At 61.9% G+C, this 16,689-nt stretch carries 14 protein-coding genes; 10 read left to right on the top strand and 4 right to left on the bottom strand.

The window, feature by feature from the left end; all coding sequences use genetic code 11:
* Window positions 1–47 precede the first annotated feature (47 nt).
* Window positions 48–1,529 (top strand): glucose-6-phosphate dehydrogenase, encoded by a 1,482-nt coding sequence (zwf, locus tag HV711_RS13140; RefSeq protein WP_014973288.1) that lies wholly within the window; start codon window positions 48–50, stop codon window positions 1,527–1,529.
* 87 nt (window positions 1,530–1,616) lie between these two features.
* On the opposite strand, the gene icmH is transcribed toward zwf, so the two are convergent.
* The 3 genes from icmH to tssJ form a co-directional block, all read right to left on the bottom strand.
* Window positions 1,617–2,396 carry a type IVB secretion system protein IcmH/DotU gene (icmH, locus tag HV711_RS13145; protein ID WP_014973289.1) on the bottom strand — a complete coding sequence of 260 codons (780 nt, stop codon included), beginning with the start codon at window positions 2,394–2,396 and terminating at the stop codon, window positions 1,617–1,619.
* Window positions 2,393–3,739, bottom strand: a complete 1,347-nt coding sequence (tssK, locus tag HV711_RS13150; RefSeq protein ID WP_014973290.1) for a type VI secretion system baseplate subunit TssK — start codon at window positions 3,737–3,739, stop codon at window positions 2,393–2,395. The genes icmH and tssK overlap by 4 nt, the downstream gene beginning before the upstream one ends.
* A 108-nt stretch (window positions 3,740–3,847) precedes the next feature.
* Window positions 3,848–4,474 carry a type VI secretion system lipoprotein TssJ gene (tssJ, locus tag HV711_RS13155; protein WP_013592092.1) on the bottom strand — a complete coding sequence of 209 codons (627 nt, stop codon included), beginning with the start codon at window positions 4,472–4,474 and terminating at the stop codon, window positions 3,848–3,850.
* A gap of 382 nt (window positions 4,475–4,856) precedes the next feature.
* Between tssJ and HV711_RS13160 the strand changes: the two genes are divergently transcribed.
* The 9 genes from HV711_RS13160 (at window position 4,857) to tssA (ending at window position 15,621) form a co-directional block, all read left to right on the top strand.
* Window positions 4,857–5,543, top strand: coding sequence for a tetratricopeptide repeat protein (locus HV711_RS13160; RefSeq protein ID WP_082201408.1), 687 nt, complete (start codon window positions 4,857–4,859; stop codon window positions 5,541–5,543).
* Window positions 5,544–5,578: 35 nt separating this feature from the next.
* Window positions 5,579–6,106 carry a type VI secretion system contractile sheath small subunit gene (tssB, locus tag HV711_RS13165; RefSeq protein ID WP_013592094.1) on the top strand — a complete coding sequence of 176 codons (528 nt, stop codon included), beginning with the start codon at window positions 5,579–5,581 and terminating at the stop codon, window positions 6,104–6,106.
* Between the two features lie 14 nt (window positions 6,107–6,120).
* The gene (gene tssC / locus HV711_RS13170; RefSeq protein WP_014973292.1) at window positions 6,121–7,611 is read left to right on the top strand and encodes a type VI secretion system contractile sheath large subunit; all 1,491 of its coding nucleotides are present in this window, start codon (window positions 6,121–6,123) and stop codon (window positions 7,609–7,611) included.
* 73 nt (window positions 7,612–7,684) lie between these two features.
* Window positions 7,685–8,188, top strand: coding sequence for an Hcp family type VI secretion system effector (locus HV711_RS13175; protein WP_013592096.1), 504 nt, complete (start codon window positions 7,685–7,687; stop codon window positions 8,186–8,188).
* 83 nt (window positions 8,189–8,271) lie between these two features.
* Complete coding sequence (gene tssE / locus HV711_RS13180; RefSeq protein WP_013343176.1) at window positions 8,272–8,751, top strand: type VI secretion system baseplate subunit TssE; 480 nt, start codon at window positions 8,272–8,274, stop codon at window positions 8,749–8,751.
* 110 nt (window positions 8,752–8,861) lie between these two features.
* Window positions 8,862–10,700, top strand: coding sequence for a type VI secretion system baseplate subunit TssF (tssF, locus tag HV711_RS13185; protein ID WP_035478516.1), 1,839 nt, complete (start codon window positions 8,862–8,864; stop codon window positions 10,698–10,700).
* A complete protein-coding gene (gene tssG / locus HV711_RS13190) occupies window positions 10,664–11,758 on the top strand; it encodes a type VI secretion system baseplate subunit TssG (protein WP_035478519.1) in 1,095 nt (364 codons plus the stop codon). Before tssF ends, tssG begins: the two co-directional genes overlap by 37 nt.
* A 33-nt stretch (window positions 11,759–11,791) precedes the next feature.
* Window positions 11,792–14,467, top strand: coding sequence for a type VI secretion system ATPase TssH (gene tssH, locus HV711_RS13195; protein ID WP_035478521.1), 2,676 nt, complete (start codon window positions 11,792–11,794; stop codon window positions 14,465–14,467).
* A 35-nt stretch (window positions 14,468–14,502) separates the two neighbouring features.
* On the top strand, window positions 14,503–15,621 hold the full coding sequence (gene tssA / locus HV711_RS13200; RefSeq protein WP_035478522.1) for a type VI secretion system protein TssA: 1,119 nt from the start codon (window positions 14,503–14,505) through the stop codon (window positions 15,619–15,621).
* Between the two features lie 98 nt (window positions 15,622–15,719).
* Here tssA and HV711_RS13205 read toward each other — a convergent pair whose 3' ends face one another.
* Complete coding sequence (locus HV711_RS13205) at window positions 15,720–16,685, bottom strand: OmpA family protein (protein ID WP_035478523.1); 966 nt, start codon at window positions 16,683–16,685, stop codon at window positions 15,720–15,722.
* Window positions 16,686–16,689 lie beyond the last annotated feature (4 nt).

A 16,689-nucleotide genomic window follows, 5' to 3' on the forward strand; every position in this document is an offset into this window, starting at 1 on the left:
TTCGGCGCCTGACGACACCTTCCTTCTCACGACGCTGCGACTGCGCTATGACGACTCAACACGCTTCTGCGACTCCCGAGCTTCCGCTCGACATGATCATCTTCGGCGGCACCGGCGACCTGTCGTTTCGCAAGCTGCTCCCCGCGCTGTATATGGCGCATTTGCATTGCAACCTGCCGCCCGAAACACGCATTCTCACTATCGGGCGGAAGCCCTGGTCGCGCGAGGAATACATCGCCGAATTCATGGAGCAGAAGGCCAAGCCCTTCATCGAAAAGAAGGCGTTCGACGCGGCCGCGTGGGACAAATTTCTCGCGCTGTTCGAATACGTGCGCATGGACGTCGATTCGGCCGAAGACTATCAGCGGCTGAAGGAAGCCTCGCGGGACGGCGTGCGCCGCGCGTTCTATCTGGCGACGTCGCCGGATCTGTTCACGAACATCTGCGACAACCTCTCGGCGGCGGGGCTCGTGGACGAGCTGTCGCGCGTCGTGCTCGAAAAGCCGCTCGGCCATGACCTCGCGTCCGCCAAGGAGATCAACACGGCGGTCGGCAAGCATTTCAGCGAGGCGCAGATCTACCGGATCGACCACTATCTCGGCAAAGAGACCGTGCAGAACCTGATGGTGCTGCGCTTCGGCAATCCGATTTTCGGGCCGCTGTGGCAGGCGCCGTATATCAAGCGCGTGCAGATCACGGTCGCCGAAACGGTCGGTGTGGGCAGCCGTGCAGGCTTCTACGACAAGACCGGCGCGCTGCGCGACATGGTGCAGAACCACCTGCTGCAACTGCTGTGCATCGTCGCGATGGAGCCGCCGGTCTCGCTCGATCCCGACGCGGTCCGCGATGAAAAGCTCAAAGTGCTGCGCTCGTTGCGGCCCATGACGCCCGAGGACATCGCGCGCGACACGGTGCGCGGCCAGTACACGGCAGGCGCGGTGGACGGCGAGGCGGTGAAGGGCTATCTGGAGGAAGAGAATGTGCCGGCCGGCAGCCGTGCGGAGACTTTCGTCGCGTTGCGCGCGCATATCAACAACTGGCGCTGGGCCAACGTGCCGTTTTTCCTGCGCACCGGCAAGCGTATGCAGAAGAAGGTGTCGGAGATCGTCATCGAATTCTCCGATTTGCCGTTCTCCATCATTCCGAGCGGCGGGCGCAACTACGGCAACCGTCTCGTGATCCAGTTGCAGCCGGAAGAATCGATCCAGCTTCAGATGCTGGCGAAGGAGCCTGGCAGCGGCATGCACATGCTGCCGGTGAATCTGAACCTCGACTTGCAGCAGGCGTTCACCGAGCGGCGCGCGGAAGCGTATGAGCGTTTGCTGATCGACGTGATTCGCGGACGCCTCACGCACTTCATGCGCCGCGACGAACTCGAGGCCGCGTGGGCCTGGGCCGAGCCGATCCTCGACGGCTGGGCGAAGTCGGGCGAGCGGCCGCGCAACTATACGGCAGGTACCTTCGGGCCGGCGGCGTCGACTGCGTTGATGGCGCGGGAAAATGCCGTATGGGCAGAGGAGTCGCAATAAGCGGCGCTTGCCGGTGGTGTCCGCCGTCCAATGAAAAACGGCCCGCGTACTGAACGCGGGCCGTTTTTTTGCGGGCGGCGTCTCGCGCTAAGGCAGCGAGATCGTCAGCGTGGCCGATTGCGGCCCGAGCTTGACGACTTGCGAATAGGGCGCCAGCGTGCGCAGCGTCTGATCGCGCAGATACGTGTTCAAGCCGAGATAGGCGAGCAGGCCGACGAGCGCGAACACCGCGCCGATCGACCACAACGGCACTTCGCGCTTCAGACGGTGCGCGACCTGATCGGGCAGCGGCCAATGCGGCGCGAACGGTGCGCGCTTGCCCTTCATATGCGCGATTTCATCGCCGATGCGCGCGGTCAGATACGCGAGCTTCTCCGGCCCTTCCAGCAGATACTTGCCCTGGAAGCCGAGCAGCAGGCACATATGAAACACCTCGAGCGATTGCAGGCGCGCGGCGCCTTGCGCGCGGCATTCCTCGAGATACTGGAAGAACTTCTCGCCCGCGAGCTGCTCGCCGAACAGCACCAGTTGCAGCGGGCGGCGCTCCCACTCGGTGCGAATCCTGAAGCTGGAGGACAACACCGATTCGTCGATCGCCGCGCAAAACGCAAACTTGGACGCATACACGTCTTCCGCGGATGCGTTGAGCTTCTTCGCGCCGCGTTCGAAGTCGCCGAGAAACTGCTGGATGCGCTGACTGAATTCATGCGCATCGCCCGGTTCGCGGCCGTTCTTCAGCAAAAAGAGCATGAAGAAGCCGTCGTACAGCAGGTCGAGCAGCGAGCGAACCTGATAACTCGGCTCGGCCGCCGGCGCGGGTGTCGCGGCAGGCGTGCTGCCGCCGAAAAGTGAAGGCGCGTAGCTCATGAGGTGACCGCGATCAGTTCAAGTTGAAGATCGTTGATGCCCGAGGGCGCGTAGATCATGGCGGACTGCGCTTGCAGCATGCGCTCGTACAGCCCGCCGCGCGGCTCGCAGGAGAAATAGCAGGCGCCAGGCCGCACCGGAATCGCGGGCGGCACCTGCGGCGTGTACACGAGCCGCACGCCCGGCATGGCCGAGAGCACGAGCTTGTCGACATCGTCGGGCGCACCCACCTTGAAGCGCGCGGGCACCGCTTCCACGAGCTCGGCAGTGGGCATGTCCGCAGACACGGCAATGTAGAACAGGGTCTTGTCGTCGATCTTGCCCGAATCGAGCCGGCCCGCATGAAACGACGGGCGCACTTCTTCCAGCGCGATGGCAAAGTACCGCGTGGAGATCACCGTTTCGAGCAGATCGCGCAGGATCGTGTCGAGGCGCGCGAAGCCGGGCCCCGGATCGTCGTGGCGATAAGCCGGCAGATCGGAGAGCGCATAGCCCTTCGAGAACGTCATCAGTTGGCCGGCAAGGCGCAACAATTCCTGAAAGAGGCGCTCCGGATGCAGCGCCGAATGCTGATACAGATGCGCAAGCGACGCGAACGCCGCGCTTGCCGTGTGCAGCAGCCAGAACGACGCGATGTCGCCGGAACGGAATTCGATAATGTTCTTGGTCGGCTCGCGGTGAAAGCCGTACAGCGCATTGACTTTCGCCTGCAATGCGTCGATCAACTGGCGCAGCCGCTGATGCAGCACCGGCGATGCCTCGATCGCGAGACAGGGCGGCACGAAGCTGTCGTCGATTTCAAAGCCCGAGGTGGCCGTGCGGCGCACACGCACGAGCGGCACCGAGAGCAGTTGATCGCGCGGCTCGCTGTGCGCGATCAGCTTGACGCTCGTCTTGAGAAAGGTGATGTCGGCTTCGGCGGCGTCCGTGAAATGGTCTGCTACCGGCGTCTCTTCGCTCACGTAACGCGCGACGAAGCCCGCGTTGCTGTCCTGCGAATAGTTGGCGCCCGTCTCGCGCAGCGGATGCAGCGCAAGATAAAACGTGAATTCGTTGATGCCGTCCGGCAGCGTGTCGAGCGCGATGGGCGGCGGCAGATCGTCCGCCTGCGGCGCGGAGTAGAGCGCGCCGTCGGGAAACACCAGCGACAGTTCGCTCACGCGCAGCACGTTGCTGCCGAGCGCGTCGCGGTCGAAGCGCGCAGAGCGCACGCCCCAGTTGTACGGCTGGATGGCCTGAATCGACTCGAAGAGGCGCGCCTCATGGTAGGCGTCCTGACGCTGAAAATGCTGCGGCCGCAGAAACAGGCCTTCTCCCCAGAGCACTTTTGCGGAATAACTCATCTCAAACCTGTTATATGGGTTCAGCGTGCGGCGCGCCCGCAATAACCCGATTCGGGCGTCGCATGGTTAATTCTCTGAAAATGTTAAATCGCCTTGTCACCGTACTTTTTAACCGCAGCTCACCGAAGAAAGCATATTGAGCGGCTGCGCGGGCAATCCCTGTTCCGGCGGGATCACCGTGCCGTTGGTCACGGTCATTGCACAGTTATGCAGGCCGACCATTATGCCGGATTTCTCCGACTTCGCCGGATCGAAGGCGAATTTCCAACGCTGCATGGCCGGATCGCGGAATAGCGCGACGATACCGAATGCCTGCGCTTCTCGCGACACCTTTTCGGTAACAATGTAACGCTGGCCCGGGATTAGCGTCACTTCGCGCACGCCGAGCAAATCGCCGCCCAGCGTGGTCTTTTCCTTTGTGGCGTCGGTAAATGCGTCGAATGGCGCCTGCTGGAAGGAGGTGGGGTCTTTCAGCACGTAAAGCCGCACGACCAGTGCCAATGGCCGTTTGTCATTCGCGGCATTCAGATTCGGCGCCGCATATAACGTAAGTGGGACATTGCGTGGCGGTTTCTGCGCGTCCGGCACATCGGGCTTGCCGAGGCCGCTTGCCTGCAAAGCCGCGTTGGCCGCGGCTCCGAGCACGGTCACGCCCGCGGCGCAACCGCCGAGAAGGGCGCATGCGGCGGCCTCTATAATCAATAACGATGCATGGCGAACAAGACGCGAATTCATATACCTCGACCGGCTGGCCGCCGTCCCCCGTCTAAACATCCATTAACAAATGCTTCCGGACAGATTTTGGCAACGAATGCCGCGTTCTGCCGCTTTCTGCCATTCGCTGGCGCTTTATGCAACACGCATGTAATGCTGGTGTGAGCAGACTTTCTGCGCCACGAGTGGAAATTTTTTCCGGCGTCTCAGCCCGGACTATTGCGCCAGGAAACAATTTCTGCATGTCCCGTTTTAAAGAACCATGCGGATTTTTTTCGTGCAATGCTTCTTCACATGAAAGTTGAAATATCGAAAATTGGCCTGTACTATACCCGCGCACTTGAAGCAAAGCAAAACTCCGGTTTCTCCCTCGAATTAAAAAATCGCACGTCGGTGAAAAACGATGAATGACCGTCTGTTAGTAAAACTATCTGGGGTAGTGTTGGCTTGCGGCGTGATCGCCGGTTGCGCGACACAGGGCAACAATGCGGCAACCACACCGGAGGCTTTTAATAAGCAACTCGCGGACGCCGATACGGTCGCTAAAGGCGGAGATCAGGACCGCGCCATCGCGCTTTATCAGCAGCTTTCAAAATCGGATCCGACGCGCGAAGAGCCGTGGTCGCGCATTGCGCAGATCCAGTTCGCGCAGGGCCACTACGGCCAGGCCATCGTCGCGGCGCAAGAAGCGCTGCAGCGCGACCAGACCGACCGTCAGGCAAAGAGCGTGCTGGCTGTTGCCGGTCTGCGCGTCGCCACGCAATCGCTCGGCGAGTTGCGCCAGGACGCGTCGCTCGCGGGCGACGCTAAATCGGACGCGCAGGCGCTCGCGAAGCAGTTGCGCGACACGCTTGGCGAGGCCACGCTGTTTCCGCCCGATCCCAACGACAAGCCGGCTCAGAAGAAGAAGCGCGTGATTCGCCGCGTCACGAAGAGCAAGGCCGGGGAAACGCCGGAGGCGAGCACCAGCGCCGCGGCGCCGGCCGCCACGCCGGTTGCTCCGGCGGCGCCCGCGCCCGCTGCGCCGGCAGCGCCCGCCAAGGCCGCGCAAAGCGGCGGCGCGTCCGATCCGTTCAGCGCGCTGCGCTGATCTTCACGCCTCACATCCGCATTCGGGAGCCGACGATGGCGAAGAAAGAAAGCATACAAAAACGCTTGCAGAAAGTGCGGCCGCCCCGCGTGCAGCTCACCTATGAGGTGGAGCGCGGCGATGCGATCGAAGTCAAGGAGCTGCCGTTCGTCGTCGGCGTGGTTGCCGATCTGGCGGGGCAGTCGGAAGTCGAACAGCCGAAGCTGCGCGATCGCAAGTTCGTCAACATCGACCGCGACAATTTCGACGACGTCATGAAGGCGATCGAGCCGCGCGCTGCTTTTCAGGTGGACAACCGTCTGAGCGAAGCCGGCGGCAAATTCGCAGTCGATCTGCGTTTCAAGTCGATGGCCGATTTCAATCCGGACGAAGTGGTCGCGCAAATCGAGCCGCTGCGGCGTCTGCTCGAAGCGCGCTCGAAGCTTGCCGACCTGCGCAACAAGCTGGCCGGCAACGACAAGCTGGAAGACCTGCTCTCCGAAGTGCTCAACAACACGCAGCAGCTGCAGACGCTGGCGAAAGACCACGGCGGCGCGCCGGATCACGACAAGCAAGGCGAATAAGTACGGGGTGTGAGATGAATCAGCAAACGGCAGCAGCTCAACTCGCCACTGCGCAAAGCGGCGCCGAATCCACGCTGCTCGACGAGATCGTCGAGAAAAGCCGCGTGGCGAAGTCGGATTCCGAACACGCGCGCGCGAAAGATCTGATCGGCGAACTCGTGCGCGAGGTGCTCGACGGCACGGTGGTCGTTTCCGACAATCTGTCGGCCACCATCGACGCGCGCGTTGCCGAACTCGACCGCCTCATTTCGGCGCAGTTGAGCGCGGTGATGCACGCGCCCGAGTTCCAGCGCATGGAAAGCACGTGGCGCGGGCTCGATTATCTGTGCAAGGAGAGCAACACCGGCGCCACGGTCAAGATCAAGGCGCTGCATGCACCCAAGCGCGATCTGGTGCGCGACTTCAAGACCGCGATTGAATTCGACCAGAGCGCGCTCTTCAAGAAGATCTACGAAGAAGAGTTCGGCACGTTCGGCGGCTCGCCGTTCGGCGCGATCATCGGCGACTTCGAGGTCACGCGCCAGCCCGAAGACGTGTACTTCATCGAACAGATGTCGCACGTCGCAGCGGCCGCGCATGCGCCGTTTATCGCGTCGGCGTCGCCCGAATTGCTGGGCCTTGAAACGTTTGCCGATCTCGGCAAGCCGCGCGACCTCGGCAAAGTATTCGATACGGTTGAATACGCCAAGTGGAAGTCGTTTCGCGACTCGGAAGACTCGCGCTACGTCGGCCTCACGTTGCCGCGTTTTCTCGGCCGCCTGCCGTTCAATCCGAAAGACGGCGCCACGGCGGAAGGCTTCAACTTCGTCGAGGACGTGGACGGCACCGACCACAGCAAGTACCTGTGGTGTAACGCGGCATGGGCGTTCGCCGCGCGTCTCACGGCCGCATTCGACGACTTCGGCTGGTGCGCCGCGATTCGCGGCGTGGAAGGCGGCGGTCTGGTCGAAGATCTGCCCACCCACACGTTCAAGACCGACGACGGCGAAATCGCGCTGAAATGCCCGACCGAAATCGCGATTACGGACCGCCGCGAAAAAGAATTGAGCGACCTCGGATTCATTCCGCTCGTGCATTGCAAGAACTCCGACTACGCCGCATTCTTCGCCGCGCAATCGGTGCAAAAGCCCAAGAAATACAGCACCGACAGCGCCAATGCCAACGCCGTTCTGTCCGCGCAATTGCAGTACATCTTCTCCGTATCGCGCGTTGCGCATTACCTGAAGGCGATGATGCGCGACAAGATCGGCAGCTTCGCGTCGGCGCAAAACGTGGAAGTGTTCCTGAATCGCTGGATCTCGCAGTACGTGCTGCTGGACGACAACGCCACACAGGAACAGAAAGCGCAGTTCCCGCTGCGCGAAGCATCGATTCAGGTGTCGGAGATTCCTGGTAAGCCCGGCGCCTATCGTTCCGTCGCGTTTTTGCGCCCGCATTTCCAGCTCGACGAACTGTCCATTTCGTTGCGGCTCGTCGCCGATCTGCCGAAACCGGCCAATTCATAAACCAGATTCAGAAAGCCCGGGCCGGCCGCCCGGGCTAGCTGCTAAAACCACCTCTTTGGGGAGTCGATGAGTTATGAAGGACATCTATTTAAAATTCGGCAATCCGGCGATCAAAGGCGAGTCCGCCGATAAGGATCACGCTGGCTGGATCGAAATCGATTCGTGGAGCCACGCAATCACGCAACCGCGTTCGGCGACGGCATCCACCGCAGGCGGCCACACGTCCGAGCGTTGCGAACACGCCGACATGGTGTTCACGAAAGACATCGACGTGGTGAGCCCGCTGATTTATCAGCACGCATCGGGCGGCACGACGTTCGACGAAGTCACGATCGATTTCATGCGTTCGGACGGTGAAGGCAATCGCATCAAGTACCTCGAAGTGAAGCTCAAATACGTGATCATCTCGAGCGTCACGCCGAGCGTCGTGGGCGAAGGTTTGCCGAGCGAGCAATTCTCGCTGAAGTACGCTGCCGTGCAGTGGAAGTACACGCAGCAGAAGATCGGCGGCAATCAGGGCGGCAATGCGCAGGGCGCGTGGAGCCTGACGAAGAACGACAAGACTTACGCGGTGTAACGCAGGTGCGTGCGCCGTGGCGCCATGCCTGAAAGGGCCACAGCGCGCGGCGCGCGTAGCATGAACCGCTTCTTCGGACGCTGATGAAACGCTTCGAACCCAGCTTTCTCGACAAGCTGTTCGACGACGAACCGCATTTGCCGGCTTCCCCGGCGATGCGGCAATTGTCGTTGGACGAATTGAAAAGCACGGTCGCGCGCGACGTCGAGGCAATATTGAATACGCGCATTGCGCTGACCGAGCACGAGCTGGCCGCTTTGCCCGAGTGTCAGCGCTCCGTGCTTACTTATGGTCTGAACGACTTCGCAGGTCTGAGTCTCGCGAGTCACTATGACCGCACGTTCATCTGTAAATCGATTCAGCAGGCCATTGCACGGCATGAGCCGCGCTTGCAGCAGGTATCGGTCACACTCGAACTGAACGAACAATCGACCAATGCGCTTTACTTCGCCATTCAGGCGCTGCTGGTCGTTCATCCGGCAGAAGAACCGGTGAGTTTCGACGCAATGTTGCAGCCTTCCACATTGCAATACTCGGTGACGCGCGCACGCGCGAAACTGTAAGTACTGTTTTTTGTTTAATACGCCCGGCTTCAATACCGCCTGACTGCTGCCGTGACGCGCAACGGCGCGAAGAAGTCGAGCGCTGAAGGTTCGGGTGCGGGGATAGATAGATGGAAGAATTGCTGCCGTATTACGAGCGCGAACTGTCGTTTCTACGGCGCTATTCGCGCGATTTCGCCGAGCGCTACCCGAAGATCGCGGCGCGTCTTGCCATGTCCGGCGAGCACTGCGAAGATCCGCACGTCGAGCGGATGATCGAGTCGTTCGCATTGCTCGGCGCGCGCATCAACAAGAAGCTCGACGACGACTACCCCGAATTCACAGAAGCGCTGCTGGAAGTGCTGTACCCGCACTATCTGCGGCCCTTTCCCTCCTGTTCTATCGCGCAGTTGGGCACTTCCGCGGCGCTGAGCCATCTGACCGAACCGGTTGTCATCGAGCGCGGCACCGAACTGAAGTCGCGGCCCATTCGCGGTGTGCAGTGCCGTTTCCGCACCGCGTACGACGTCACGCTCGCACCGCTGCGCATTTCCGAGGCGAAGTACACGTCGGTGGCCATGGCGCCGAGCGCGACGGTATTGCCGGGCAATGCCACCGCAATCCTGTCCATCACCTTTGAATCGACCGCTGCGCAACTCGACCTGTCTGCATTGAAAGTCAGCACATTGCGCGCGTATCTGCATGGCGAGCAGTCGTTTATCGCAGCGCTGGCGGACTGCCTGTTCGTCAATGCAATGGCGACCTATGTGGAGGCGGACCGGCGCGGCGTGTGGACGCCATTGCGCACGCCGCCTCTCGCGCAAGCGGGTTTTGATGAACATGACGCACTGATCGACTATCCGGCGAAATCGCACCCGGCTTACCGGCTTCTCACCGAGTACTTTGCCTTCCCGGACAAATTCAATTTCGCCGACTTCGACCTCGCGGCCATGACGCGAACCGCGGGCCGCTGCCAGCGCCTCACGCTGCATGTGGTGCTGAAAGAAGTGCGCAGCGATTCGCATGTGGCGCGCCTTCTCGACGCGTTGTCCGCGCACCACTTCCGGCTCTTCTGCACGCCGGTCGTCAACCTGTTCGAGCAGCACGGCGAGCCGATTCGCGTGAACCATCAGGCGGTCTCTTACCCGGTGGTGGCCGAAGCGCGCCGCGCCTTCGCATACGAGGTTTATTCCATCGATTCGGTGAAGCTCGTCAGGCAACAGGCGCATCAGGAATCCGTGACTGAGTTCCGGCCGTTCTATTCGCTGCATCATGGAGAAGCCGCGCGCGCCGGACACTACTGGTTCGCGCGGCGCAACGATTGGGTTGCGCAAAAAAGCCCCGGCTACGAGACGGAGATTTCGATTGTCGACATCGACTTCGAACCGGCCGCACCGCAAACCGATACGTTGAGCCTCGATCTCACCTGCACCAATCGCGATTTGCCCGCGGGGCTCGCGGTGGGTCTGGAGGGCGGCGATCTGTTTCTGGAAGGCGGATCGCTGACCGGCAGCATCGCGATGCTGCGCCGGCCGACGCCGAGCGTGCGTTTCGAACGGGGACGCGCGGCGCACTGGCGGCTGATTTCACATCTTGCGCTGAATCACGTGTCTCTGACGAACAGCGGTCTTTCCGCGTTGAAGGAAATGCTGGTGCTCTACGATCTGCGGCGCACGGCGGTATCGGCGCGGCATATCGACGGGCTTGTCGAAATCGAGCAGCGTGCGGCCGTGCAATGGCTTAGCGGCAAACCGTTCGCGACTTTCGTGCGCGGCATAGAAATTCGCCTGACTATCGACGAAGAACATTTTGTGGGTACGAGTCTCGCGTCGTTCGTGCGAGTGATCGATACATTCTTCGGGCTGTACGTGCATCTGAACAGCTTTGTGCAACTGGTCGTCGTGTCGAAACGCACGGGCGAGGAGATCTTGCGATGCAAACCGCGCAGCGGCGAATCGATCCTGGCGTAGTCGAGCAGCTTCTCGATGAGCCGCACCGCTTTGAGTTTTTTCAGGCGGTGCGCGTGCTCGAGAAGTGGTTCGCACAGCAAGCGCCGTCGGCCACCGGCAGATCCGGCGACATCGTCGCGCAGCGCATTGCCTTTCGCAATTCGCTGTCCATGTCATTTCCGCCGAGCGAAATTCACGGCGCGCAATCCTACGACGACAACGGCGCCGCGCTAAAGGAAAAGCCGCAGCGCACGGAGGCGCTCGAAAACGGCTTGCTCGACAAAGTGGACATTACGCCGGCGTTTTTCGGTTTGCTCGGCGGGCAGGGCGCGTTGCCGCTGCATTACACCGAGCAGATCATCGCGCGTGAACAGATCAAGCGCGACCGCGCCGCGCGCGAGTTCTTCGATGTCTTTTCGAATCGGGCCACTGCGCTCTTCTATGCGGCGTGGAAAAAGTACCGCTTGCCGTTCCACTACGAACTGGATCGCGACGAACGCTATTTGCCATTGCTGCTTGCGCTTGCCGGCGTATCCGACAACGACACCCGCAGCAGCCTGCAAAGCGGAGACGGTGCGCTGTTCGACGAAGCGATTGCAGGCTATGCACTGCCCGCGAGACACCGGCCCGTTTCGGCGGCCTACTTGCAACGCACGCTGTCGGACTACTTCAAGGTACCGGTGCGCGTTGAGCAGTTCGTTGGCAAATGGTATGACGTACCGCGCGATCAATTGACCGTACTCGGCAGTGTCAACGCGACACTCGGCGCAACGGCGCTGGCGGGCGAGCGCGTGTGGCAGCGCGACATGCGGGCACGGCTCGTCATCGGCCCGCTCGACAAGGCGGATTACGAGGCCTTTCTGCCGGGCGCCGATCGCGCGGTGGCACTCGAACGCATGCTGACGCTGCTCGCCGGCGTCACGCTCGAATACGAAGTGTCGCTAGTGCTGCGACGCGAGGCGGTGGGGCCGACGCTGCTGAGTCAAGGCGCGCGCCTTGGCTGGGACACTTTCCTCTCGACGCGCGACGCCGAGCGCGACCGCACCGATGCCCGCTACGAACTGCATGTGATTCACTGACCATAACGATAGAACCTGACCGGATCGCACGACATGAGCACGTCCCTCAACACCCTCATCGCCAAACTCAATCCGACCTGCCGTCAGGCAGCGTTGCTGGCGGCGAACAACTGTCTCGCGCGCGGTCACTACGAGGTGGACCTCGAGCATCTGCTCGTGGCGTTGCTCGACGAACCGGCAAGCGATGTTGCGCTCGCGCTACGTGCAAGCAGAATCGATTCCCATGCGTTGCGCGCAGATATAGAACGTGAATTGCAGCGCTTCAAAAGCGGCAATACGCGCACGCCGGTGTTCTCGAAACATCTGATCGATCTGCTCGAACAGGCGTGGCTGATTGCATCGCTCGATTCACAGATCGGGCGCATCCGTTCCGGCCATTTGCTGCTCGCATTGCTGAGCGCGCCGGATCTCGCGCAGTTCGCCGAGCGCATGTCGCCGCTTTTGCGGGATGTACGCGTGACCGATCTGAAGCACAAAATCGACGAGGTGACGGCGGGCTCGCGAGAAGCCGAGCGCAGTCATGACGTCCAACGCGCAGAAGAAGGCGCGGACAATCCGGAAGTTTTGGCTTCGGCGCCGGGCGCGCCGTCGCGAACCCCCGCGCTCGATACCTACACCAGCAACCTCACGCAGCGCGCGCGCGAAGGCAAGATCGATCCGGTGATCGGTCGCGAAGGCGAGATTCGGCAGACTATCGACATCCTGATGCGGCGCCGCCAGAACAATCCGATCATGACGGGCGAGGCCGGTGTCGGCAAGACGGCGGTGGTCGAAGGTCTCGCGCTGCGCATTGCGGCAGACGACGTGCCCGCTCCGCTCAAAGGTGTGGCACTGCACGTGCTCGACATGGGCCTCTTGCAAGCTGGCGCGAGTGTGAAGGGCGAGTTCGAGAATCGCCTGAAAAATGTGATCGACGAGGTGAAGAAGAGCCCGCATCCGATCATTCTGTTTATCGACGAAGCGCATACGATCATCGGTGCCGGCGGTCAGGCAGGGCAAAACGATGCGGCAAATCTACTGAAGCCCGCGCTCGCACGCGGCGAACTGCGAACGATTGCGGCAACGACGTGGAGCGAGTACAAGAAGTACTTCGAAAAAGACGCCGCACTCGCGCGCCGTTTCCAGGTCGTGAAGATCGAAGAGCCGAGCGAGACGCTCGCGGCGGCCATGCTGCGCGGTATGGCGTCGCTCATGGAAAAGCACTTCAATGTGCGCGTGCTCGACGACGCCATCACAGAAGCTGTGCGGCTGTCGCATCGCTACATTAGCGGCCGGCAACTGCCGGACAAGGCGATCAGCGTGCTCGACACCGCGTGTGCAAAAGTGGCGCTCGCGCATAGTTCGACACCGGCGGCAATCGACGATACGAAAAAGCGCCTCGAGCGCATCGACGCGGAAATTGCCGCGCTCGAGCGAGAAGCGGCGAGCGGCGCTCAACACGAGGAACGGCTCGCGCAATTGCGCGATCTGCGCGAAGAAGACCTGAAGCATCTTGCCGAAGACGAGGCACGCTACGACAAGGAACGTGCGCTCGTTACGGAGATCGTGGCGCTGCGCGCGGACATCGACGCGGCGCGCGTGAGCAGCGCCGACGCCGACGAGGCGCACAAAGCACAGCAGGCGCACGAAACCCTCGCGCTGCGCGTGGCCGAATTGCATGCGCTGCAGGACGCAGAGCCCATGGTCCCGCTGCAGGTGGATGGGCACGTGGTGGCTGAAATCGTTGCGTCGTGGACGGGTATTCCGCTCGGCCGCATGGTCAAGGACGAAATTCAGACCGTGTTAAACCTGCAGCCGCTGCTTGCCTCCCGGGTGATCGGCCAGGACCATGCGCTCGAAGCGGTCGCGCAGCGGGTGCGTACGGCCAGTGCCAATCTGGAAGATCCGAACAAACCGCGCGGCGTGTTCATGTTCGTCGGACCCTCGGGCGTCGGCAAGACCGAAACGGCCCTCGCACTCGCCGACGTGCTGTACGGCGGCGAGCGCAAGATGGTCACCATCAACATGAGCGAGTACCAGGAAGCGCACAGCGTCTCGGGTCTCAAAGGCTCGCCGCCCGGCTACGTCGGCTATGGCGAGGGCGGAGTCTTGACCGAGGCAGTGCGCCGCAACCCGTATTCGGTGGTGCTGCTCGACGAAGTGGAAAAAGCGCATCCCGATGTACTCGAAATGTTTTTCCAGGTGTTCGACAAAGGCACGATGGACGATGCCGAAGGCCGTGAAATCGACTTTCGCAATACGCTCATCATTCTCACGTCGAATGTCGGTTCGCAAGCGGTCATGCAGGCTTGTCTGAACAAGAGCGCCGAGGAGTTGCCCGATGCCGACGCACTTGCCGAAACGTTGCGTCCGCAACTGTACAAAGCGTTTAAACCGGCATTTCTAGGCCGCATGAAAGTGGTGCCGTACTACCCGATTTCCGACGACGTGCTCGCCGAGATCATCGAATTGAAGCTGCAGAGAATTCGCCGCCGTATCGAATCGAATCACAAAGCCGTGTTCGAGTGGGACGAGTCGCTCGTCGATGCGGTGCTGGCGCGCTGCACTGAAGTGGACTCCGGCGCGCGCAACGTCGACCATATTCTGAACGGCACGCTGTTGCCTGAAGTCGCGCAGCACGTGCTGGGACGAATCGCGAACGGGGCGACAATCGAGCGCATTTCGGTGCGCGCGACCGAAGCCGGCGACTTCGACTATGCCGTTGTATAAGCGGTCTCATGAATGCAAATTGATAGCTCTATGCCATGCCGATCAACCTGAACACGCTGCTTGCTCCCATTACAGAGGCTGCGCCCTGCGGTGAAGATCTGCTCTTTTCCGCCGATTTCGATGCGATCCAGCACGCGCGGCGTTTTGAAGACCCGTCGCTGGATCAAGGCGAATGGGTCACCGACATCAAGGAAGCCGACTGGCCTTTCGTGGTGGAGCGCTCCAGTGCGTTGCTGCAGACGCAGACCAAAGACTTGCGCCTCGCGGTCTGGCTCACGGAAGCACTCGCCATCGAGGAGGGCATAACCGGCCTCACACAGGGATACGCGCTGCTGACCGGGTTGTGCGAAAAGTATTGGGATGCAGTCCATCCGCTGCCGGAGGGCGACGATACCGAGTACCGCCTCGGCAATGTGGCGTGGCTCGTGGGACGAACCGGCGATCTGCTGCGTGCGATGCCGCTGACGTCGTCGCAAGGAAACGTGTACAGCACAATTGACTGGGACGTCGCCGCGCACGTTGCGCAAGCCGTGAAGCGCGATCCCGATCATGCCGACGACATCGCTCGCGGCAAGCCTTCCATTGAGCAGATCGACGCGTCAAAGCGTGCCACGCCCCCCGCGTTTTACTCGACGTTGCTGGCCGAGCTGAAGGCTTTCGAAGCGGCGATGCTCGCGCTGGAGCAGGAGTTGGACCGCCGCGCTGCCGACTCCGCGCCGAGCTTCCGTCAAGCCAGGGACGCGTGTGAAAGCGTGTTCCGTCTTGCCGAACGCTTTGCGCGCGAGCTGGGCGCGAATATCCAGGCGCAGCAGGCGCCCGCCAGTGGCGCGAGCGCGGCGACGTCCCATGAACACGAACGTGCGGAGCCCACGTTCAAAACCTCACTGCAACGCGAGGAGCCTGTGTTGACCTCTACGCCGACCACCGCCATTGCAGGAATCCAGAGCCGCGCGCACGCGGTCGCCCAGTTGCGTGCCGTGGCGCGGTTCTTTCGCAGCACGGAGCCCCACAATCCGGCTGCATACTTCGCCGACAAAGCTGCGGAGGCCGCCGACATGCCGCTGCACCAGTGGCTCTCCACGGTGGTGAAAGACGACGGGTCGCTCGCGCATATACGCGAGCTGCTGGGTGTGAAGCCCGAAGAAAACAGCTAGATGCCCGCGTTGAAATGGAAAAAAGCCTGGCTGCGGTCGATTGACCGAGTCGGGCTTTTTTCATGTGTGCCGTGCCCGCAAGCAGGCCGCCAATATAGTTAGGACCCCGCGCGAAACTCGATACGCCGGTTGCGCGCGCGTCCGTCCGCCGTATCGTTCGACGCGATCGGCTGGTCGGGCCCGACGCCCGTCGTGCTCATCTGCTGCGGTGGAATGCCCTTGGCGACGAGGTAACCCTTCACGGCATCGGCGCGTGCCTGGCTCAGCGCGATATTCGACGCGCGGTTGCCCGAGTTGTCCGTGTGACCGATGATCGCGACGGTCTTTGTCGTCATCTTCTGCATGGCCGCCGCCATCTGGTCGAGAATCGCGCGGCCTTGCGGCGTGAGCGTCGCGCTGCCGGTTTCGAATTCAATCGTGCGATTGGCGAGCGTCTGGTCGAGCAGGCCCTGCTCGGAGGCACTCACGCGCAAGCCGTTCTTGATCGTATAAGTGGGATTCAGCGCATTCGCCATGTCGCTCGCGAGTTGCTGGCGTTGCGACTCGTTGCGCACTTCGCCCTTCACGTCGATCTGCGTGCCGTCTATTTTCAACTGCCCCTTGCTGATCTGCTTGAGTTGCGGGCCGATCAGCTTTTGCACATTCGCGGACCAGTTCGGCGGCGTCGCGACGTCGGCGACCTCGATCTGATCGACGACGTTAGCCGCGCCATACGTGTCGCGCAAACGCGCGAGCACAGCGGCTTTGGTGGCTTCGTCGGGCACCTTGCCGCCGACCACGACCTGGCCCGGCGTCGCATTGGCGGGCGGCGGCGACGCCGTCACCGCGCCGGTGCCGGCGCCGGTCGTGCCGCTCGCGAGGCCCGCGGTGTTGAGCGGAGGCGCACTGGACGAAGCGGAGGGCAGCGCCGTCGTGCGAATCGACATGCTGCTGTTGTCGACCGGCGTGACGCGAGCCGGACCGTCGTTGTCGGCGCGAGCGAGCGGGCTGACCAGGCCCATAACGAGCGGGCCCACGAGCAGACTCACGAGCAGCGCGCCTGAACGAGTGCGTGATGTGATCATCGCG

Origin of the sequence: Paraburkholderia phenoliruptrix, assembly GCF_902859825.1 — a bacterium.
Classification (GTDB): Bacteria; Pseudomonadota; Gammaproteobacteria; order Burkholderiales; family Burkholderiaceae; genus Paraburkholderia; species Paraburkholderia phenoliruptrix.